This window comes from Caballeronia sp. LjRoot34 (assembly GCF_964253815.1).
Taxonomy (GTDB): domain Bacteria; phylum Pseudomonadota; class Gammaproteobacteria; order Burkholderiales; family Burkholderiaceae; genus Caballeronia.
In genome coordinates, this window is record NZ_CAXUSB020000003.1 from 882,619 (window position 1) to 903,444 (window position 20,826).

Genomic DNA, 20,826 nt, shown 5'->3' on the forward strand with positions numbered 1-20,826 from the left:
ATGCGAACTAAATCGGCAGGTGGAAATGAAAAGTTGTGATGCCTGCCATTCGAGGAGCTGATGCCATCATGTTGCAGCTGGATTTCGATTTGCTCAGGACGTTCGTCGCCATAGCCGATGCCGGGTCCCTCACGCGCGCGGCGGCGGAAGTTGGCCGCACGCAATCCGCGATCAGCATGCAGCTCAAGAGGATCGAAGAGATCGTCGATGGCGCGGTGCTGGTGCGTACCGCACGCGGCGTGGAACTGACGTCGCGCGGCGATCGGCTGTTGTCGCACGCCCGAAGGCTGGTGCGAGCGCACGACGAGGCGCTGGTCGACGTAACCGGTCGCGGGCTCACCGGTTCAATCCGGCTCGGATGCCCCGAGGACTATTGCACGGAGTTCCTTCCGGCCGTGCTACGCGCAATAGCGGCGCAGCATCCGCGGGTCGCACTGGAAGTCGTATGTGCGCCTACGCCCTTGCTGGAGAAAATGCTCGATGCGCGTCGTCTTGATGTGGCATTGGTATCGCTCGCGCCGGAGGGGAACCTGGAGCGGGTGATTCGCTGGGAGGATCTGGTGTGGATCGCATCGCAAGACTTTTACCACCCAAGCGATGGCCCTCTTCAAATAGCCTTGTCGGTGCCCGAAACGCTCGACCATCAGGCGGCGCGGCGTGCGCTCGAATGTGCCAAGGTCAGCTACCGCGTGGCTTATGAGAGCGTCAGCAAGGATGGTCTGCTGGCAATCGTGCGGGCGGGCATTGCTGTCGCCGTGCTGACGAGAGGCGCCGTTCCTGCAGATTTGCGGATCATGCCCGATGGAGAGATGCTGCCCCCGCTTCCGCATGTTGGCATTGCCGTCGTTTCGTGCTCGGGTACAGTCGATTCGCTTCTTGTGGAGAGTGTGAAGGACCTCATGACCCGCACCTTGAAAACGATGTCGCCGCTTTCGTCATGACGGGTTCCGGTGCGGTTTCGGTTCGACTGACTACCTCGTCCGGGCCTTCACTCGCTTTCTCGCTTCCTCGATTACGTTAACCACTTTCCGTTTGCGGGACATTGATTTCGGAGAGCTTGGACGCGGCTCCGTTCGCTCTTGGTCCGCCGCTTTCCCACCGACATCCACATGCCAGCGTCCCTTGCGACATCGTTGCCCATATGCCGATACGCGATCATGACGCTCACGGAAAAATTGCGGAAAATGCATTAATCCACTAGCATTTTGAGGATCCGCCCAACCGCCAAGGCTAATTCCGTGAAGGACATCTTCTCGCTGCGCCTCTACACCCGGGTCGCCCGGCTGGGCAGTTTCTCTGCGGCTGCGCGGGAATTCAGCCTGTCGCAATCGCAGGCTTCGCGGACTATCGCCGACCTGGAAAGCGAACTCGGCGTCAGGCTCTTGACACGCACGACACGCGCCGTCGTCCTGACCGACGCGGGTGCGCAGTTCCTGTCGCGCATCGATCCGATCCTTGTCGCGCTCGACGAGGCGGAGCAGAGCGTGCGCGAAGGCGGCGATCTGCGCGGTGTGCTGCGCATGAGCATGCCCAGCAGCGTCGCCACGCGCGCAGTGATTCCGCAGCTCGCACCGTTCATGGCGCTGCATCCCGAACTGCGTGTCGAGGTGATGCTCGGCGACCGGCCTCAGGACCTGGTGCGCGACGCAGTGGACGTGGCGATCCGCCTGGGACGGCTGGTCGATTCCACGGCGACGGCCCGGCTGATCGCGACCATCGCTCGCGTCATAGTCGCTTCTCCCTCATACCTTGATCTGCACGGCGCGCCCGATACGCCGGAGGCCCTGAACCGGCATCGCATAGTCGGCGGGCCGGCCTCAGCGGTGCCGACTGCGTGGCGCTTCACGCGCGGCCAGCACGAAATCGCGGTTGACCTCGAAGCGCACTTCTCGACCACCGAAAACGACGGCGCCGTGGCGGCCGCGACGGCCGGCCTCGGTATCACGTCGACGAGCGAGTGGGCATGCCGTCGCGAACTGACCGACGGCACGCTCGTGCGCCTCCTGCCTGACTGGCAACTCGCGGGCATACCGGTTCACGCCTACTTCCCAATGGGACGGGCGACCCGCGCAGCAGGCCGTGCGGTCGTCGAGCATCTCGTCGCCGGCTTCCAGCGCGACGAAATGGGGCTTTCCCCGACGCTTTCCTAGCAGGCCCGCACGGTCGTCCCTCGTCCTCATTAATGCATATTATGCATAAGAGATAGCCTGATCCGGTGGCTACCGGGATGGCGACGCGCGCTCTATCTTTCCCTCACGGCACAACCACGCAGCGATGAGGAAAGACGATGACCCGCTCGGTACGCATTCACGAATTCGGTGGACCTGACGTGCTTCGCATTGAAGACGTCACGATTGCCAATCCGGCCGCAGGTGAAGTGCGCCTGCGCATTCATGCGATCGGTCTCAACCGGACCGAGCTGACTCTTCGGTCCGGCCGTTCGCCGGTCAAACCTGCCCTTCCCAGTGGCATCGGCTTTGAAGCTGCGGGCGTAATCGACGCGCTCGGGCCGGACGTGACCGGCTTTGCGCCCGGCGATCGGGTAGCGCTCGTGCCCGCCTACGGCGCCGCGCAGTATCCGCTCTATGGCGAGATGTCGATCGCCCCAGCGCGTTCACTGATCAGGATTCCCGATCAACTCGATTTCGTCGACGCAGCCGCCGTCTGGTCCGCGTTCGGCACGGCGTGGAGCGGTCTGGTCGCGGTCGGCCGCCTGCAGGAAGGGCAAGTAGTATTGATTTCCGCCGCATCCAGCAGTGTCGGGCTCGCGGCAATCCAGGTCGCCAACCGTCTGGGTGCGCGACCGATCGCGCTCACACGCAGCGCGGCCAAGGCGGACGCGTTGCGCCGGTTCGGCGCCTCCGCCGTCGTGGTGTCGGAGTCGCAGGATGTGGCGACGGAAGTCGGGCGTCTCACCAATGGCCGCGGCGCCGAACTCGTGTTCGATCCGGTCGGCGGCCCAGGCTTCGCACAACTCGCGAAAGCGACTGCGAACGGCGGCACGATGGTGTTGTATGGCGCGCTCGCGACCGATGCGACCGTCATTGTGCCGTTCGACATCTTCGCCCGCGACGTGACGGTGCGTGGCGTCGCACTGACTGTTCGAATGCGCGACGACGTGCAGCTCGCAGCGATGAAGCGCTTTGTCGGCGAGGGTATCGCGGATGGCTCGTTGCGTCCCGTCATTGCGAGGACTTTCAGATTCGACGAAATCGCCGACGCTCATCGCTTCATCGAAGCGGGCGAGCAGATCGGCAAGGTTGTCGTCACGCTCTAAACCTCCGGACAGATACTCACTATGACTTTCGAATCCTTGTTCAAGCCGATCCGCATGGGCAGCCTCGATTTGCCCAACCGCATCGTGATGGCCCCGCTTACGCGCATGCGTGCGAGTTCGGCCGATGCGATCCCGACCGAACTGCAGGCCGAGTACTACGCACAACGGGCATCGGCCGGGCTGATCATCGCCGAGGCGACCGCGATCAGTCCGGACGGTTACGGTTGGGCCGACACACCAGGTCTCTGGAACGCGGCGCAGGTGCGCGGCTGGCGCAAGGTGACCGACGCCGTCCATGCGGCCGGTGGCCGGATCGTCGCGCAGTTGTGGCACACCGGCGCGATCGCGCATCCCGACCTGCGAGCCGGCGCGCTGCCGCTGTCCGCTTCCGATGTGAACGTGCAGCACGAATCCGTGACACGACAAGGCCGTGTCCCCACGGTGGCTCCGCGGCCAATGACCGAAGCCGAGATACGGCAGACCGTGGCCGACTATGCGCGCGCCGCCCGCAATGCGATGGACGCCGGTTTCGACGGCGTGCAGATTCTCGCCAACTACCTGTACCTGCTCGCGCAGTTCCTGAACCGCACGACCAACCGGCGCGTGGACCGCTATGGCGGCAGTATCGAAAACCGTGCACGCATCCTGTTTGAAGTAGTCGAGGCGGTGCTCGGGGAGGTCGAGCCCGCACGCGTCGGCGTGAAGATCAGTCCGATGCACGAGCACGGCCCGTTCGCGGCGAACGACGAGACGCTGCCGATGGCCGAGTACGCGATCCGCGAATTGGGAGGGTACGGCCTGTCCCATCTGCTGCTGATGGGCAACACCACTGATTTCACGGGCACGCCGCTGGAACACCTGATGGACGACGGCATGTTCCGTCATTTCCGGCCAATCTATCGGGGCACGCTGATCGCGAATGTAAAGATGGACGCGGCGCGCGGCACTGCATTGATCGACGCCGGCCTCGCGGACATGGTTGCGTTCGGGCGGCCGTATATCGCCAATCCCGATCTTGTTGAGCGAATCGCGAATGGTGCAGCGCTCGCGGAGATCGATTGGACCACCGTGTATGGAGCAGGCCCGCAGGGTTACACAGACTATCCGTCCCTGCGTTTGTGCACCGTTTGACCCCTTCAACCTTTCAGCAAAGCGAGACCGACATGAGCAACACGACGCCCGAACAGAACAAGGCCCTCGTCCTCGAGGCTTTCGACACGCTTTTCAACCAGCGCGACTACGCGGCCGCCGAACGCTTCTGGTCGGAGCGCTACATCCAGCACAGCGCGCACATCGCGCCGGGACGCGAAGGTCTCTTCGCCCTGATCCGTACGCTGCCCGCAACGCTTCGCTACGAGAACCAGTTGATCGTGGCCGAAGGTGACTACGTGATCGCACATGGCCGCTTCTCCGGCAATGGACGGACGAAGGCTTGGATTGCCGCCGACGTCGTGCGTATCGAGAACGGCAAGCTTGCTGAGCACTGGGACGTGCTGCAGGAAGAAGCCACGGAAACGGAGTCGGTCAGCGGCCTGCCGATGTTCGGCGAACGCTTTCCCTCCTGAACTTTTTCAAACGTAAGGATACGATCATGAAACCCACAGGTAACACAATTTTCATAACGGGCGGTGGCTCCGGAATCGGACGGGCGCTTGCCGAAGCGCTGCATCGGCGCGGCAACAAGGTTATCGTCGGTGGCCGGCGGCGCGCACAACTCGATGAAGTCGTCGCGGCCAATCCGGGCATCGACGCAATCGAGATCGACGTCGCCGACCCGGCAAGCGTCGAACATGTGGCGACGACGATGATGGCGGACTATCCCGATCTGAATGTGCTCATCAACAACGCGGGCATCATGCAGATCGACCATGCGGACGAACGGCTCGACGATGCGTTGATGATGGCAACAGTTGAGACCAACCTGGTTGGACCAATGCGCCTCACCTCTGCTCTGATCGAGCATCTGAAGACGAAACCAGACGCGGTCGTTGCGTACACGACATCTGTGCTCGCGTTCGTTCCACTGGCCGTCACGGCCGTGTATTCGGCCACCAAAGCCGCGTTGCACTCGTACATTCTTTCGCAACGCTTCTTGCTGAAAGACTCGCCGGTTCGTGTGCTCGAAATCGCGCCGCCATGGGTACGCACGGATCTGATGAACAGTCGCGAAGCGGAACAGGCAATGCCGTTGGACCAGTTCATCGACGAAACAATGAAGGTGCTTGATAGCAGTGCTGACGAAATCGTCGTCGACGCCGGAAAGATGTTGCGCAGCAATGTAGGGCCGAAGGAACACGAGTTCGTCAATGCCTTTAACGCGCAGATGAGGTCGGTGCTCAACGGGTAATGAACAGTGCGCGCTCCAATGCCGGAAGTCGGTCGATTCGGCCTGGCTATGCGTGATTCCCACAACCTGCAGTGATGGAGTTGAACCGATGGAAACGTTGAAAATTTCGGTGCTCGGCACCGGCGATATGGGCGGCGCGATTGCTACAGCGCTCAAAAAACGAACCAATCACACGATTCACGTGCGCGGCTCGAATGACGCCAGCATTTCCTCAAAGAAGCTGGTTGGCGAGCTCGGCGTGACTGCGGCAACACCGCAGGATTTGTCCACGAGCGACATCGTGTTTATCGTCGTGCCGGCGACCGAGCTCAGTGGGGCTGCCGCTACGCTTGGTGGCTACACAGGTATCGTGGTAGCGGTCTCGGTTTCTGGCACCGTCGGTCGCGATGGTCGGCCCAGTTCGGCCGAGACACTCGCTGCGTCGCTCCCGGGCGCCAAGGTCGTGAGCGCGTTCACTTCGATCTGGTCGGACGTCATTCGGACCCCTGGCACAGACGGACAGGTCAGTGCGTTTGTTGCGTCCGATCATGAAGATGCAAAAGCGGCAGTCTCTGGGCTTGCGAAGGAATTGGGATTCCATGCGATCAATGGCGGCTCGCTGGCAAACGCAGTGTACGCCGAGGCCATGGGCATGTTCGCGGTGCGGCTTGCAATCGATTCCGGTTACGGCCGCACGATCAGCTTCAGCGCATTCAATGTCCGCTGACGTTTTGCGGACTATGCAAATGCTCGTTGAGCAGATGAGTTCGCCAAGCGCTCGGCCGGTATTTTCGGAGAGAGATTCATGCTCGGCAAGCTCGCTTTTTGTGAGTCAGGAAAAGATAAAATGGAATCGAACACTCTGAAGCTGTTTTCTCCCGTCAAGGTCGGAGCGCTTGAACTGTCGCACCGCGTCGTACACGCGCCCATGACCCGTCTGCGTTCAGACGAGGACCACAGCCCTAGCGCGATGATGGTCGAGTATTACCGCCAGCGGGCTTCGGAAGGCGGCTTGCTGATCACCGAAAGTGCGCATCCGTCCTACGACAGCCGCGGCTATATCGGCGCACCCGGAATCTATACGGAAGAGCACGTCGAGGCCTGGAAGAAGATCACCGATGCGGTTCATGCCAAAGGCGCGCGTATTGTCATGCAAATTGCTCACGACGGCCGTCAGTCGCACGTGGACCTGAGTGGGGGCAATGCGCCGATCGCACCGTCCGTCGTACCCTATGAAACAATGGTGTTTACGCAAAACGGCTGGGTGCCGAATTCGCCGCACCGCGCACTCGAAACAGAGGAAATTCCCGCGCTGGTCGAATCGTTCCGCAAGGCAGCGGCACGTGCCAAGGAAGCGGGCTTCGACGGCGTCGAATTGCACAACGCAAACGGCTACCTGGCCGATACGTTCTTGCAGGACGGCACCAACAAGCGCACGGATGCCTACGGCGGCACGATCGAAAAGCGTGCCCGTTTCTCTCTGGAACTGGTCGAGGCTTTCGCTTCCGTCTGGGGCAGCGAACGCGTTGGCGTGCGGGTGTCGCCGAGCGGACGCTGGGGCGCGATTTCGGACAGCAATCCAGAAGCGACCTTCGGCTACTTCGCAGAGCGGCTCAAGGCGTATGGCCTTGCCTACCTGCATGTCATCGAACCACGCGTGATGGGCACCGAGACACTCGAGGAAGGGCAGGCGCCGGTCGCGTCATCGTTCCTGCGCAAGATCTTCAAAGGGCCGATCATTGCGGCAGGCGGATTCGATCGCGAAGGTGCCGAGCAAATTCTGCAGCAAGGCGACGCCGATCTGGTGGCATTCGGGCGCCTGTTCTCTTCGAATCCGGACCTGCCGGCGCGCTATCGTCATGGCTATCCGTTGACACACTACGTGCGTGACGCGTTCTGGGGCGGAGACGAAAGCGCGTATATCGACTTCCCGGCATACGCTGCCTAGACTTGGAGGTTGCGAGCGCTTGACAAGCACATTTCCGTTTTCAGGATCTGCGAGCGTTCATCGATGAGATCGTCCTCGGCGAGAAGAATCCCGCAAGACATGAGTGGTTTTTTCCAGACGGACACGGATAACGCGGCACGGCGGAACTGCTATGCGCTTAGGGTCTTAGGGTAGATGTTGCTTCGCAGATCAACGCGACCCTCAGGTGCTTAGCCTTGGTCTTTGCTTGCGCGGTGACGCAAAAAAAGCCCAACCTATAGCTGGGCAAAATCCATCGGGATCGGAGCAACCCCGCTGGAGGAGGTGCTGTTCGTTGATTCGAATTGACTGAGCGAAAGGGATAAGCGCACAGGATTGCTGCGCGCTCACCAGCCGCCTTCGCATCGTCTTCAATACCGGCAGGGTCACTGCACGGCATGGCAATACAACCAGCGTTGCTTAGTGGCCGGAGTAGATCGACCTTCCATTGTCGTTCAGCATGGGGCTCACGACTGCGCGGGCACCCGATGCCGACGTGCCATCCGTCACACCACCGAAGCTGTTAGCAGCGCCGTTTTGCGCAGCGACCCGTGCTTCTGCAGCTTGAATATCAGCCGGGTAATGCGGGTCATCGCGGCCGGGTTGATAGCCCGCCTTTTCAAGCTGGACCAGTTGAGCTTTCACTTCGGCACGGGTAACGGGCGCATTCGATTGAGCGAACGACGACACGGCCGGGACAGCGAGGACTGCGGCAACAATAAGCGATTGAACGAGTTTCATGACCTACCTCCGAATCTTGATTTTCTTCGCGAACAACCCTGTTCGCGTTTCAGTGTTTCAAGTGTAGGTAAATGCACGCTTAAGATTAAGAGCAGACCGCGCAAGGGATTATTGTCGATTTAAGTGTTAACCCTATAGTCCCGAAAGGGAGTTGATAGCGTCGTCATACAAATGGCTGACGGTTATCGAACGGCTCTTTTATCTGCGCCGCCGCGAATGGGGCCAGCACGCTCTTCAATCGCGCGTCGAACCGGGTCGCGCAGACCCAGGAAGAACGCTAGCTCCGCCACGATGAATAGCGGCCCGACCGCCAGCCCGATTACATCGTCCACGAAAGCCGGCTTGCTGCCTTCGAAGTAGTGCCCGATAAACTGGATCACCCAGCCGATAAAAAACAGCCCCAGGCCCCAGGCGAGCCACTGCCCGGTCGTTTGCATCGAGAGCAGCTTCCCCGCCCATACGCTCAGCCCGAGCAAGAGAGTCATCAGGATACCGAATCGTATGTCGAGCCGGAGATAAAACACGGCGACCGCTGCGGCGAGCAGCATTGCCGGCGATACGCTCAATGTGCCCGTCACGCCAACCGATGGCCGCGCTAACAAAGTGGCGACCGCAACCACAATCAGTGGAATGCCAATGAGGTGCGAAATGATGTTGCGCGAGTCGCGGTGATACACCGCGTACTGTCCAAGCTGGTCAACCAGGGATTTCATGGCACTACCCTCCAAAGCGTGGCTAACGGCATTGTGTGCGATCAAACTCGCTAACGGCGTTCAACCCATTCGTCCTTTCCGGCTAGCGTACGCAATGACGGCTTAACGCGCATCCGCGTTGTCCCGGATAGTCCGCCGGGCGTCGAACAAGTTAAAAGCGAGCATGTCGTAAAACGGTTTCTTATCTTGATCGTGCGTCCGGGTTGACGCCGCTTTGCGGAAAAATCCGGATGACCCAATCGACAAAAGCCTTGATGGCCGCGCCCGCATTTCTACCGTTCGGATAAACGATTGAAATGGGCACGGGTGCACTTCTTGCGCTTGCCAGAACCTCTTTCAGCCGCCCGGTTTCGAGGTACGGCGATGCAACAAACTCCGACAACTGGATCAGTCCCAATCCTTCCAGACCGCATTGCAAATACGCTTCTGTTTCGTTGACGGAAAAACGGCTTGGCATTGTCACGGTGACGTTTTCGCCGTCTACACTAAAGCGCCAGTCAAGGGGCCGGCCCGTGGCGTTCGATATATAGTTGACCGCGCGATGAGCGCCCAGCGCTTCGACGCTATCAGGTTCTCCGTACTCCTTCAGATATCGCGGGGACGCGCAGGTCAACCAGCTCAGGTGACCCAGCCGGCGTGCGGTCAATGTGGAATCCGTCAGATCGCCGGTGCGGATGACGCAATCAATACCATCGTAAATCAGGTCGACGGGACGGTCGCTAAGAACCAGCGCCAGTTCAATACCGGGAAAAAGCTGTTCGAATTCCCGCAGTCGCGGCAGCACGACCGCGCGTCCTATGACACCCGGCATACCCGCTCGTATTCGCCCACGCGGCGCCGTCGCGTCCGCCAGCAGGCCGCTCTCTGCCTGGACTATGTCCGACAGAATCGTCCGGCATGACGCGTAGTAGCGCTCGCCTGCATCGGTGAGGCTGAGCGTTCGTGTGCTTCGCCGAAGCAAAGGCGTACCCAGATGCCGCTCAAGATTCTTGATCAACGTCGTTACTGACGACCGGGGCATCGACAGGGTCTGCGCCGCCTTGCTGAAGCTCTGCGTTTCGACGACCCGCGCAAAGGTTGTCATCGCTTGAAGTTTGTCCATGAACGGGGTACGTGTCCGGTTTGTATTTTGGTGGCGGCGGGTGGCTCAAAAGCGCCGTTCATCCTGCACTGATCTTCAGCCTCTTCCGCCGGATCGTTCGATGCACACGCGTTCTCATTTCCGTGACGGCGAACAATGCCGCGCACCCCCGCCACTACACTTCCGATTGTCCGGCTGACCCCTCCTTTAACGCTGCGGAGTAGTGAGCCGGTGAAGACAGGTCGCGTCAGCACGCGCTTCCGATAACTTTTCTCAAGCCAAAAAGGGTACTCGCATGTCGCAAGCTAATTCTATTCTCGTCCTGGGTGCCGGCGAACTCGGCATGGCCATGTTGCGTAGTCTCGCGCATCGCGCTCCGCCGGGGTCAGGCATTTCTATCGCAGCGCTCCTGCGTCCGTCGACGATCGATTCGCAAGCGCTCGCCAAGCAAAAGGACATTGCCGAGCTGCGCTCGCTTGGCGTCGAACTGCTTCCGGTCGATCTGGCCGAGCAGTCGGAAGAATCGCTTGCCGCTGTTTTTGGCCGCTTCCACACTGTCATCTCGTGCACGGGATTCGTGGGCGGCAGCGGCGTTCAGCTCAAGCTCGCCCGCACCGTACTGAAGGCGCAAGTGAAACGATATTTCCCCTGGCAATTCGGTGTTGACTACGATGTCATCGGCCGGGGTAGCCCGCAGGATCTGTTTGACGAGCAGCTCGACGTGCGCGACCTGCTGCGCTCGCAAGATCAGACAGAGTGGGTGGTCGTATCGACGGGCATGTTTACCAGCTTTCTCTTCGAACCATCGTTTGGCGTGGTGGACCTCGGGCGAAACACCGTGAATGCATTGGGAAGTTGGGACAACAGCGTGACCGTCACAACGGCTGACGACATTGGTGCCCTGACGACCGAGATCGTGTTCGCCGAACCGCGCGTCGTCGATCAGATCGTGTACATAGCCGGCGACACCGTCACCTATCGTCAATTGGCCGATGCAGTCGACGAGCTACTGGATCTGAACGTCCATCGCACTGAATGGACCGTGCCGGAATTGAAACGCGAACTGGCCGACGATCCCGACAATGCGATCAAGAAATATCGCGCGGTATTTGCCGAAGGAAAAGGCGTGGCGTGGGACAAGTCGCAGACTTTCAATACCCAACGCGGCATTGCGGCGTGTGGGCTTGAAGACTGGATGCGCGCCAATCTTGTGGCAAACGAAAGCGTTACGCTTGCGGACGTCGGCGATCGGTAATTCCCCGGCCGTACTGACGGTGCGCTCACACGATCCGCCGCATAACCGGTAGCACGGGCAGCACCCGCGGCCGCTGCAACTTACGCCGCTGGGCCACATGTAAATTTTCGTGCAGCGCGTCGGCCGCGGCATCGATGTTTCCATCGAACAACGGGCGCACGCGGTCGCCGGTCGGTGCCGATCTTCTACGCCTCCACCGTCCGCGCATTCAGGATGCGCGGCAGATTCACTTCAATCCAGTCCGCCAACGACGTGACCTGGCGCGCGACTTCCTCCCCCAGCGGCGTCAGCCGATAGTCCACATGCGGCGGCACTTCGTCATACGCAGTGCGTATCACAAAACCGTCAGCCACCAACCACTGCAGCGTCTGCGCGAGCATCTTTTCGCTCACGCCATCTACCCTCCGGCGCAGATCGCTGAAACGGCAAGTCTGCTCCAGCAGCACCATCAGCACGAGAACACCCCATCGGCTGGTGACATGCTTGAGCACTTCCCGCGACGGGCAATCCGCCGACAGCAATTCGCCACGACGCAACTGAGCCGATAACGGCACGCCGTCGCGGGCAAAACCACCATTTGAGTCCATGGATACTTACCTCGGCGTACGTACTTACGAAAAGTTAGTTTATCCGATACGGTACGGTTTCTGTCGCATTCACCCCAGGAGTTTGATCATGATCGTCGTTACCGGAGCCGCCGGCCAACTCGGCCGGCTCGTTATCAAAGCGTTGTTGAAAACCCAATCGGCAAGCGAAATTGTTGCCGCCGTACGCAGTCTGGAGAAGGCGGCCGACCTCGCCGCGCTGGGCGTGCAAGTCCGGCGCGCCGACTATAACGAACCGGCCACGCTCGAAACCGCCTTCAAGGGCGCAGACAAGGTGTTGCTGATTTCATCGAATGAACTTCGCCAGCGCGCAGTCCAGCATCGCGCCGCAATCGATGCCGCGAAGCGCAACGGCGTGCAATTGATCGGCTACACCAGCGTGTTGCACGCCGATACATCGCCGCTAGGATTAGCCGATGAACATCGCGAGACGGAAGAGGCGCTGCGCGCATCAGGCGTACCGTTCGTTTTGCTACGTAACGGCTGGTACACGGAAAACTACACCGGCAACCTTGCCCCCGCGCTCGAACACGGTGCGATCCTCGGCAGCGCGGGTGACGGCAAAATTTCCTCGGCGGCACGCGCCGACTATGCGGAGGCGGCCGCGCTGGCGATGACTCGCGACGCTCAGGCGGGACACATTTATGAACTGGCCGGCGATTCCGCTTACACCCTCGCCGAGCTCGCTGCCGAAGTAACGCGGCAGTCGGGCAAGAAGGTCGAGTACCAGAATCTTTCCGAGTCGGACTACAAAGCCGCGCTGATCGGCGTCGGGTTGCCGGAGGTCCTGGCTGCGCTGCTGTCGGACTCGTCTACGGGTGCATCAAAGGGCGCACTCTTCGATGAGGGTCATCAGTTGAGTCAACTCCTTGGCCGGCCGACTACGCCCCTGGCCACCGTGGTGGCCGAAGCGCTCGCGGTGTAATCGCGCGTTTTCTGGTGCGTGTGGGTTAGTGACGGTGCCTGCACGCACGATTCGTTCAATGTGACGACGGCGTTGCGATGTCCTCATAGTTTTCCAGTCGCTGAACCCAAAGAACGCTTCCCAATATCGACGCTCGACGTCGGTTCGTTCATAGACTTCTTCTATTTCGTCCGGCGTGCGCGCGTCGGCGCTTCAGATTTCACTACCCTATCGAGCCTCGTCGTTGCACCTCAACCAGCGCGACGACGAACGGCCAACACCTGCGAAGGTTCGTATACTTATCAGATGTGGCGTTTTTTGTTGTCAAACCGCCTCCACGCTGGTAGCCTCACTCCAAGCTATTGAAACGAAAGCATAAATAACTCATGCCAGCTGCTTTACCACCATCATCCGTTCGCAATCCCGAGAACCGCACCTCAATCAAGCGGCTTACTCGTGAACATTTCGCGCTCTATCGCGGATATCTGGATGGCGTTTCGGTCGAGCAACTACATGCGACTTACGGCGACGCCACTACCGACATCCGGGCGACCCGACGTCTGATCGGCCTGTTGCGCGACACCCTGTCGGGCGCTGCGCGCCGCACCCGCGATGTCGAAGCCACGCATCTTCTGCGCCTGAGACCAGGGAGCATTCCTGACGCACAGCGGTCAGCAACCGGCGAGATGCCATCGCTGGAGGCCTATCGAGAATCCGTCGATCCAAACGGTTTCCATAGTGAAGCCGAACTGCTGGAGCTTTATCAGGCTGAATTTCCACAGGAAAACGGCCTGGGTGTTGACCGGCGTTCAACCCGCAATGCCCGCCTGCGCCGACGTCAGATCGACGCCCTCGCCCGCATGGAAGCCAGTCTGGTCCAAGCGCCGCAGCCGGACCACCCGGTTGCAAGCTGGCTCGACCCCGCGATTGCCGGCCGTCTTCAACACTCTGGTATCCATACGCTCGCCGATCTCCTCGGATTCATCGAGCAGCGCGGCCACCGCTGGTATGCAAGCGTGGCGCGGGTCGGACCAAAGGCAGCGCGCCGGATAGTTGACTGGCTCGCTCTTCACGCCGATTCGCTCCGTCACATGCTGTCCACGCGCGCGCTCACTCCCCGCCGGCGCTTGTCCAGCAATGATCCTTCGCTTATGCGGCCACGCCAGAGCGGCATCGTGCCGATCGAATCACTCGCTGTACCCGCGGAAATAGATGGATCGACGGGTACTAACCGGGCGCGAAATCACGGTTTGCCGTGTTCGCTCGAAACAGATTTGCAGGCAATCGAAGCGTGGCTTGCCGCTCGGCAACACAGTCCGCACACCGCCCGCGCCTATCGCCGGGAGGCCGAACGCCTGCTTCTGTGGGCAATCAACGAAAAGAAAAAGGCGCTGTCGTCGCTGGATGGCGCCGACTGCGAGGGGTATATCGGGACGTTTTTGGCCGATCCGCAGCCAGCCGTCCGCTGGGTCGGACGCGCGAAAATCGAGCGAACTCACCTGGATTGGCGGCCGTTTGTCGGCGCCCTCTCCAATCGCAGCCGGGAGACCGCGCGGGCAATTCTTCACGCAATGGGCCAGTGGCTGGTCGAGCAGAACTATTGGGCGCACAACCCGTTTTCGAATGCCCCGGCGGTGACGATCGGCCCGCGAATTGACGTTTCAGGGCGCTCGCTCAACCACGGGCAGTGGCAGAGCGTGGTCCAGGCGGCCTCTCGGGACCGGTATTCTCAACGGGAATTGCGTGACTATCTGGCGCTGAATCTTGCCTACTCAACGGGGCTGCGGCGAGCGGAACTGGCACACGCAACAACCGGCCAGCTGATCCAGCCTGCGCTGGAAAGTGGACTGGAAAGCGCATGGGCTAACGCCTGGCAACTGGCAATCCCAGGAAAAGGCCGTGCGGCACGAACCATTCCGGTCCCTCAGGCCGTAATGGAATTGCTTTTTGAGAGCCTGCGGGCGCGCGGTTTGCCCGGGGACCCCAGCGCTTGTCCAGCCGACACTCCGCTTCTGGCGCATTTTCGCACCGGCAATTCATTGACGCCCGATGGGATGGGGCAGGTATTCCGGCGGCTTTTCTCTTGGGCCGCAGTTCTCTCAACACAGCAGAATTTGCTCGATTCGCATCGTTGTTTCAGTGCGAGCACTCACTGGGTCCGTCACACCCACTCGCATCACGCACTCGAAAGCGGCGCGGATTGCCGCGAGGTCCAGGTCCGCCTCGGCCACGCCAACCTGTCCACCACGCTTCTTTATGTGAAAGCCCGTGGTCATGGTTCGTCCGCTAACGGTAAAAACGGCGTCTTGTCGACGCGCCAATAGCCAAGAAATACCTCGCCGGCGCTTGAATCTACAGACCTAAAGCGCCGCAAAACCTTCGATTTGCCTCAAGTCTTTTCTCACCTTTTTCCTCCAAGCCCAACAACCACGTGCCTTTGCGGCTACCCCGGCCCGGCAAAGTTTACTTGCGTTTACTCCGTATACCTCTTAGTCTTCGGTTACCGTCGGTTCTACCTTTTGAGGGAGAATCCACGTTTTTGGTAGAACCAGTGCCACCGGGAAGAACGCATGGATATTAACCTTTCGACGCCACCCATCGAGGTGACGCCGGACGACCTCGTCAATTTGGCGGCTCGCTCCGCAAAAATGCTCGAGCGAATTCGCACTCAAATGCTCCAGCCGTTCCCACGGAAGGTTGCCCCGGTGTTCCCGAGCGGCAAACTGCAGGAACTGTGTGGCATCGACAAAGCCCGATTCTCCTATCTGATCAAGAAAGGGGAACTGCCTCAAGGCACTCAGGAGAAGGCCGGAGCCGCGCGGCAATTTACGCTCGCTGAAACCATCGAGTGGGTCAAGGCTGAACGCAAGCCGAGACAACGTCCGGCGGGGAAAGACGGGAAAGTCATTGCTATCGGCAACTTCAAGGGCGGCGTGACCAAGACCACGACGTCCATGGTGCTGGCGCAAGGCTTGTCGTTGCGTCACGGCCGCCGGGTCCTCCATATAGATATGGACCCGCAGGGCAGCGCGACCACGTTGTACGGGATCAACCCGCACGCGGAAATCAACGGCGACCAGACTATTTTGCCCTTGATCGAGGCTTACGTCAGCGGCGAAGCCTTCGACATGAAGCATTTGCCGATGCAGACGTATTGGGAAAACCTTGACCTGATCCCATCATCCACGGATTTGTTCAACGCCGAATTCATGCTCCCTGCGCGCGTTCACGCTTCGCCGAGTGCAAAGTTCTGGAACGTGCTGAACGACGGGCTCAAGGAACTCAAGCACGAGTACGACTACATCATCATCGATACCGCGCCCACGTTGAGTTACCTGACCATCAATGCGCTTTTCGCGGCAGATGGGGTGATTGTGCCGGTGATGCCGGACACGCTCTCGTTTGCATCGATGGTCCAGTTCTGGTCGCTTTTCTCCGACATGGTCTCCGGCATGAAGCAATTCGGGGAATCAGCCGACGAAGCCAAGGTGTTCGATTTCATCGACATCCTGGTGACGCGCATGCCGAATAAGGCGAATGCGTCCATCGTTCGCGACTGGGTCATTACGACCTATGGCGAGCGTGTATTGCCGGTTGAAATCCCGGAAACCGACCTTGCCCGGACGACCACCAACGATTTTTCGACGGTGTACGACTTCCCGAACTACGACGGCAATGCCGCAACGCTTCGACGAATCCGCGTGCCATACGACCAGGTCGTGGATCTGATCGACAGCAAGGTCTGTTACCTCTGGGACAAGGAGTAAGCATGTCTACAGCAGCGAAACAAAAGGCAAAGGCAGCAGGCATTCGACTGGACGACGATGGCATTGACACGCCTTCGGAACCGGTGGCGCCTCGCACCGCGCCTGGGCAGTTGATCGGTCTTCAAGGGCGGGTTCACAGCCAGCAGGCTGAAATTGACAAGCTGAAGCGGGCACTGGAACAGCGTGCGCCCGGCAAACTTCCGCTGAACAAGCTTCACGAGATTCCCGGCCGTCGCCGACGTCTTACGCCTTCAGAGTACGCAGAACTTAAAGCGAACCTGATGGTATACCCTCTCGCGCAGCCTATTACGGTGCGCGAACGCCACGACGGCGAATACGACATCGTGGCTGGTCATAACCGGGCGTCGGTGTATCGCGAACTCGGTCGCACCGAGATTGACGGCATTGTGCTGGACATCGATGCGTCGATGGTCGAGTACGCCGCCTTCTTCTCCAACCTCTTGTCACCCACTCTTTCGGATTTCGAGAAATTCTGGGGCTTCAAGTCGCTCCAGGACTCAACGGGGATTACGAAAGAGGATCTGGCGAAGGCTGCCGGCATTAGTGACTCGCACGTCGGGCGGATCATGAAATTCGATCTGCTTCCTGACGAGTGCAAGGAATTGCTGGCAGCTCGACCCGAGCGCTTGGGAAGTAACGCGGCAGAGCAAATGGCCAAGGCGGTAGCTGAGGGGCGGGAGGACAAGGTCAAAGCAGCGATCGAGCGGCTTTTGGCTGATGACACTTACACCCAGGCGCAAGCGGTCGCGGCAACGAAGCCAGACCGGGCGCCTCGTGAGAAGCACGAACCACTGATCGTCAAACGCGGCGCCAAGAAAGTTTGTCAGATCTCGGCCAGAAATGGCGTTGTCGGGGTTTCATTCTCCGGCAAAGCCGCTGACGAGGCAGAGCAATGGGCAGAACGAATTCACGCATTCATTGAGTCGGAACTCGAAAAGCAGTGATCCCTAGTAGGGAACTGCTTTAAATCAATGACTTAGCTCGCAGCACATCAGCACCCTGAAGTCGTGAATCAAGGTTCAGGACTTCCCTAGTAGGGAATCGTTAAAAATCATGGACTTAACCAAACGGCCGAGAACGATCATGAACTGATTTCAATGCTGGAAAAACAAAAGCCTTCGGCGGGAACCGAAGGCTTTTGAGTAACCGGGCTTCGCTGTCGCTTGCCCACCGCTGCATTTCTCCGACGGGAATCGGATAAAGGCCCAACACCTCGAAGTGTAGCGGATAGCGATCGGCAGTCAAGCGTTTCTCTTCCATTTTGAAGAAATGGACGTGTGACATGCTTATCGCGCAACTTTCCGTTGCTGGCGAGGGGGACTTGTACCCTCTTCCACCCTCCGACGATTCCGTCGATATCGACCAAACCGCGCTGGATGAATTTCTAGCCGGTCAATCAAACCTCCCTTGGGTCGTATTCCGGGCCGCGCATCGTGCTGCGAGCTTCCCGGCACTCCCTGCTCGCGCTCGCGCCGTGTTGGCTGCACTTGCACGCACCGTTGACGCCAACCGACCGTACGCTGCCATATTCGCCCGTCGTGAGCTCCTGACCGGGCGCGCCATGCAATCGATGCGCACGTTCTATCGGAGCCTGGACGATCTCGAAGCAGCCGGTTTGATTGAGCGCGTGCCGCAGAAGCGCTTCGGAACCGCTGGCTTGTTCGGCCGCGCCTATCTGCATCTCACGGAAAAATCCGCGGTTGTCCTCGGCTACACGTCACCGTTGTCCGAAACTCAGTCTTCTAAAACTCAATCTCCTGATCATCAGCTTTCTGCCGCTCAATCCGATGGCCTGGCTTCGCCCGGTGTTGAGACACTCAGCGCACAGGCCCATTCATTTAGCCCGCCGTGTGTCACGGTGGCAGACGGCGCTATATATAAGGATCTACTCCCTAAGAATCAAAAGAGACAACCAGGAGAGCTCCCTGCGGATCTCCAGCGCTTGCTGACTTTGGGTTTTCGTCAATTTTTGATTTTTAAACTCATGCGAGAAGCGAAGGCGCAGGCAAAGCTGCTTTCCGACGTCGTCGAAGCGACCTGGGAGCATCTGCGAAACGCGAAGCGCCCGATCAGCTACCTTCGTGCCCTGCTCCGTTCACCGGTTGATTTCGGGCATCAGATTCGAGCCAAGCGACTCGCCGCAGAGCAACTGGCCGAAAAGAACGCTCGAGCCGCGAATATCGACGCCGCTGTGCTCCAGTGCGCTGGACACGTATTTATCGATATCGCCAATACCCGCCTCATCACCGTCTCCAGCACAGCCGATTCGATCACCGTCCACGACTACCGAGAAGCAAAACCACGCGTGTCGACTGGGCAGTGGGCAGCCGCGTTCATCGCTGCGCTGAGTGCAAGGGAAGTTGTCCGAGCGACGCCCGATCAGCTCGCTGCATTCCGATTGAAGTGCGACAACAATCGTGCGGTCCAACCGGCGGCCACAGCGCCAGCCGGACATGCCATGCCACGAACAAGGACATCGACGATCAACGATCGCCTAAGTGACATGAAGAAGATGCTCCGGGCTACATGCGCCGGCGTTTCCTTGAACACGCGTGACACGCGGCTTGCCGAGAGTTCGGGGCAAGATTTGAAGGCCAATGAATGACGGCACGTATCGGCTCGTTTTCGCGAAATTCTGAGAATCGGATGCTCTTCGCCATCGCCGCCCGGATCGGTACCGATCGATCTGGCATGACCAGCCGTGCATTATTGAGCGCGACGCGGTATGGGTATCGGGATATCAGCATGAAATCGATGCGCTATCTTTCGGCTCACTGGATAAGCGCTTACGCGTTCAACCGCGTTTCGCAGACAAGCATCAAGCCGACTTACGCCGAAAGAGGCTGCGGAATACAACCATTACAACTATCCCTGAAAACCCGATCGAACAACATAAGCATCCGCGCGCATCGCCGAGGCTTCGGGCCTTACATCCTGTCCGATCTAATTCGCATAGTCGCAACTAACGGTCAGCCGATCATTCGTCTGCCTTCCGCGCGGGCTAGAGCCCAATATTCAGCCCGATCACCCAATCTGCTTTTAACGGGCCGCGGTCCGGCCATTCGCAAATCAATCGCGAGATATGCACCGCATAGTTGTTCGACAAATATCCCGGCGCGAAAGCGTGAACGAGTCGGCATGCCCTGTCTGGAGTCCAAATTCAGCGATCGAAAGGTAACGTCGAAAAGAAGTCGGTCACCGAAGCTTCTAGTGAACCAACCGACATTGGACATCGCAAGTCATTTTGTATGACAATCATTCAATATAATGGCGTTGCGAAATAACAACACACGCCACCCCATCGGCATAACGCTGGGCCTACGATCATTCGTTTTGGCATGCCGTATCAAGTATCATGCCGAGGTGATCTTTGTCAGACGGGAATACAATAATGACAGCCGGAATGGGTTTGGTGCGGCCGGAAACGCTGCGTCATCAGGTAGAGAATGTGCTCCGACAAGCCATTGTGTCCGGTCGCTTCGCGCCGGGCGCGCGGCTTATCGAACGTGAATTGTGTGAGACGCTGGGTGTCAGCCGGACGTCGGTTCGGGAGGCATTGCGCCGGCTGGAAGCGGAAAAGCTGGTACGCAGCGTGCCGCACAAGGGGCCGGTGGTCGCGATCATGTCGAAGCAGGAGGCCACTGAATTGTATGCAATTCGAGGTTTGCTCGAAGGTTTCGCCGCCGGAGAGTTTGCTCGAATTGCGGACGATGAGGCCATTGCCCTGTTCGGCGAAAAAGCAAAGCTGCTGCGCGCGCAAGCATTGGCCAACGATCAGGCTGGCGTGATCAAGGCGAAGACCGAACTCTACGATGTACTGCTCGATAACTGCGGCAATGCCCTGGTGAAAGAGATCCTGACGAGCCTGTATTCGCGGGTCACTTTGCTGCGCGCGACTTCGTTGATGCATCCAGACCGCCTTCCGGCCAGCCTCCGTGAGATCGACAAGTTGTTCAAAGCGCTGAAGGCACGCGATGAGGAAGGGGCCGGCGCGGCGGCACGACTGCATGTGGCAAATGCGGAGAAAGCGGCAATGCAGATGCTTGACGAAACAGCGGCGGAGCAGCAATAAGACGCGCAGGTAAAAGGGAGCACACCAGCTTCCGGCAACAGACGCTGAAACCCGAAAACAATACGAACTGAAACATAAAAAGGCCGTTTCCAACGCGA

At 59.4% G+C, this 20,826-nt stretch carries 19 protein-coding genes; 15 read left to right on the forward strand and 4 right to left on the reverse strand.

Annotated elements, in window-relative coordinates; all coding sequences use genetic code 11:
* Window positions 1-68 precede the first annotated feature (68 nt).
* The 8 genes from ACSQ36_RS34935 to ACSQ36_RS34970 all read left to right on the forward strand — a co-directional run bounded on the left by ACSQ36_RS34935 (window position 69) and on the right by ACSQ36_RS34970 (window position 7,551).
* Complete coding sequence (locus ACSQ36_RS34935; protein WP_436185602.1) at window positions 69-941, forward strand: LysR family transcriptional regulator; 873 nt, start codon at window positions 69-71, stop codon at window positions 939-941.
* Window positions 942-1,238: 297 nt separating this feature from the next.
* Window positions 1,239-2,150 (forward strand): LysR family transcriptional regulator, encoded by a 912-nt coding sequence (locus ACSQ36_RS34940; RefSeq protein WP_213767557.1) that lies wholly within the window; start codon window positions 1,239-1,241, stop codon window positions 2,148-2,150.
* A gap of 137 nt (window positions 2,151-2,287) precedes the next feature.
* Window positions 2,288-3,277 carry a zinc-dependent alcohol dehydrogenase family protein gene (locus tag ACSQ36_RS34945; protein WP_436185603.1) on the forward strand — a complete coding sequence of 330 codons (990 nt, stop codon included), beginning with the start codon at window positions 2,288-2,290 and terminating at the stop codon, window positions 3,275-3,277.
* 21 nt (window positions 3,278-3,298) lie between these two features.
* Window positions 3,299-4,408 carry an alkene reductase gene (locus tag ACSQ36_RS34950; protein ID WP_436185604.1) on the forward strand — a complete coding sequence of 370 codons (1,110 nt, stop codon included), beginning with the start codon at window positions 3,299-3,301 and terminating at the stop codon, window positions 4,406-4,408.
* A gap of 32 nt (window positions 4,409-4,440) precedes the next feature.
* Window positions 4,441-4,842: a nuclear transport factor 2 family protein gene (locus ACSQ36_RS34955; protein ID WP_436185605.1), complete on the forward strand. Its 402-nt coding sequence runs from the start codon at window positions 4,441-4,443 to the stop codon at window positions 4,840-4,842.
* Window positions 4,843-4,868: 26 nt separating this feature from the next.
* Window positions 4,869-5,624: an SDR family oxidoreductase gene (locus ACSQ36_RS34960; protein ID WP_436185606.1), complete on the forward strand. Its 756-nt coding sequence runs from the start codon at window positions 4,869-4,871 to the stop codon at window positions 5,622-5,624.
* Window positions 5,625-5,712: 88 nt separating this feature from the next.
* Window positions 5,713-6,330: an NADPH-dependent F420 reductase gene (locus tag ACSQ36_RS34965; RefSeq protein WP_436185607.1), complete on the forward strand. Its 618-nt coding sequence runs from the start codon at window positions 5,713-5,715 to the stop codon at window positions 6,328-6,330.
* Between the two features lie 120 nt (window positions 6,331-6,450).
* Complete coding sequence (locus ACSQ36_RS34970) at window positions 6,451-7,551, forward strand: alkene reductase (RefSeq protein WP_436185608.1); 1,101 nt, start codon at window positions 6,451-6,453, stop codon at window positions 7,549-7,551.
* Between the two features lie 438 nt (window positions 7,552-7,989).
* On the opposite strand, the gene ACSQ36_RS34975 is transcribed toward ACSQ36_RS34970, so the two are convergent.
* From ACSQ36_RS34975 to ACSQ36_RS34985, 3 genes are all read right to left on the reverse strand, one after another.
* The gene (locus tag ACSQ36_RS34975) at window positions 7,990-8,310 is read right to left on the reverse strand and encodes a DUF4148 domain-containing protein (RefSeq protein ID WP_436185609.1); all 321 of its coding nucleotides are present in this window, start codon (window positions 8,308-8,310) and stop codon (window positions 7,990-7,992) included.
* A gap of 182 nt (window positions 8,311-8,492) precedes the next feature.
* Window positions 8,493-9,023 (reverse strand): DUF962 domain-containing protein, encoded by a 531-nt coding sequence (locus tag ACSQ36_RS34980; protein ID WP_436185610.1) that lies wholly within the window; start codon window positions 9,021-9,023, stop codon window positions 8,493-8,495.
* A 181-nt stretch (window positions 9,024-9,204) separates the two neighbouring features.
* Window positions 9,205-10,125 (reverse strand): LysR family transcriptional regulator, encoded by a 921-nt coding sequence (locus ACSQ36_RS34985; RefSeq protein WP_436185611.1) that lies wholly within the window; start codon window positions 10,123-10,125, stop codon window positions 9,205-9,207.
* 274 nt (window positions 10,126-10,399) lie between these two features.
* Here ACSQ36_RS34985 and ACSQ36_RS34990 point away from each other — a divergent pair, with 274 nt between their 5' ends.
* On the forward strand, window positions 10,400-11,359 hold the full coding sequence (locus tag ACSQ36_RS34990; protein ID WP_436185612.1) for an aromatic alcohol reductase: 960 nt from the start codon (window positions 10,400-10,402) through the stop codon (window positions 11,357-11,359).
* Between the two features lie 185 nt (window positions 11,360-11,544).
* Here the strand turns inward: ACSQ36_RS34990 and ACSQ36_RS34995 are convergent, their stop codons facing one another.
* A complete protein-coding gene (locus ACSQ36_RS34995; protein WP_436185613.1) occupies window positions 11,545-11,946 on the reverse strand; it encodes a winged helix-turn-helix transcriptional regulator in 402 nt (133 codons plus the stop codon).
* Between the two features lie 88 nt (window positions 11,947-12,034).
* On the opposite strand from ACSQ36_RS34995, the gene ACSQ36_RS35000 reads away from it, so the two are divergent.
* The 6 genes from ACSQ36_RS35000 to ACSQ36_RS35025 all read left to right on the forward strand — a co-directional run bounded on the left by ACSQ36_RS35000 (window position 12,035) and on the right by ACSQ36_RS35025 (window position 20,728).
* Window positions 12,035-12,889, forward strand: a complete 855-nt coding sequence (locus ACSQ36_RS35000) for an SDR family oxidoreductase (RefSeq protein WP_436185614.1) — start codon at window positions 12,035-12,037, stop codon at window positions 12,887-12,889.
* A gap of 365 nt (window positions 12,890-13,254) precedes the next feature.
* Entirely contained in the window at window positions 13,255-15,192 is a 1,938-nt protein-coding gene (locus ACSQ36_RS35005) for a phage integrase family protein (RefSeq protein WP_436185615.1), read from the forward strand.
* Between the two features lie 246 nt (window positions 15,193-15,438).
* Window positions 15,439-16,635 (forward strand): ParA family protein, encoded by a 1,197-nt coding sequence (locus ACSQ36_RS35010; RefSeq protein WP_436185616.1) that lies wholly within the window; start codon window positions 15,439-15,441, stop codon window positions 16,633-16,635.
* A 2-nt stretch (window positions 16,636-16,637) separates the two neighbouring features.
* The gene (locus ACSQ36_RS35015) at window positions 16,638-17,600 is read left to right on the forward strand and encodes a ParB/RepB/Spo0J family partition protein (protein WP_436185617.1); all 963 of its coding nucleotides are present in this window, start codon (window positions 16,638-16,640) and stop codon (window positions 17,598-17,600) included.
* 338 nt (window positions 17,601-17,938) lie between these two features.
* Window positions 17,939-19,261, forward strand: a complete 1,323-nt coding sequence (locus tag ACSQ36_RS35020) for a replication protein O (RefSeq protein ID WP_436185618.1) — start codon at window positions 17,939-17,941, stop codon at window positions 19,259-19,261.
* A gap of 786 nt (window positions 19,262-20,047) precedes the next feature.
* Window positions 20,048-20,728 carry a GntR family transcriptional regulator gene (locus ACSQ36_RS35025; RefSeq protein WP_436185619.1) on the forward strand — a complete coding sequence of 227 codons (681 nt, stop codon included), beginning with the start codon at window positions 20,048-20,050 and terminating at the stop codon, window positions 20,726-20,728.
* Window positions 20,729-20,826: the final 98 nt, after the last annotated feature.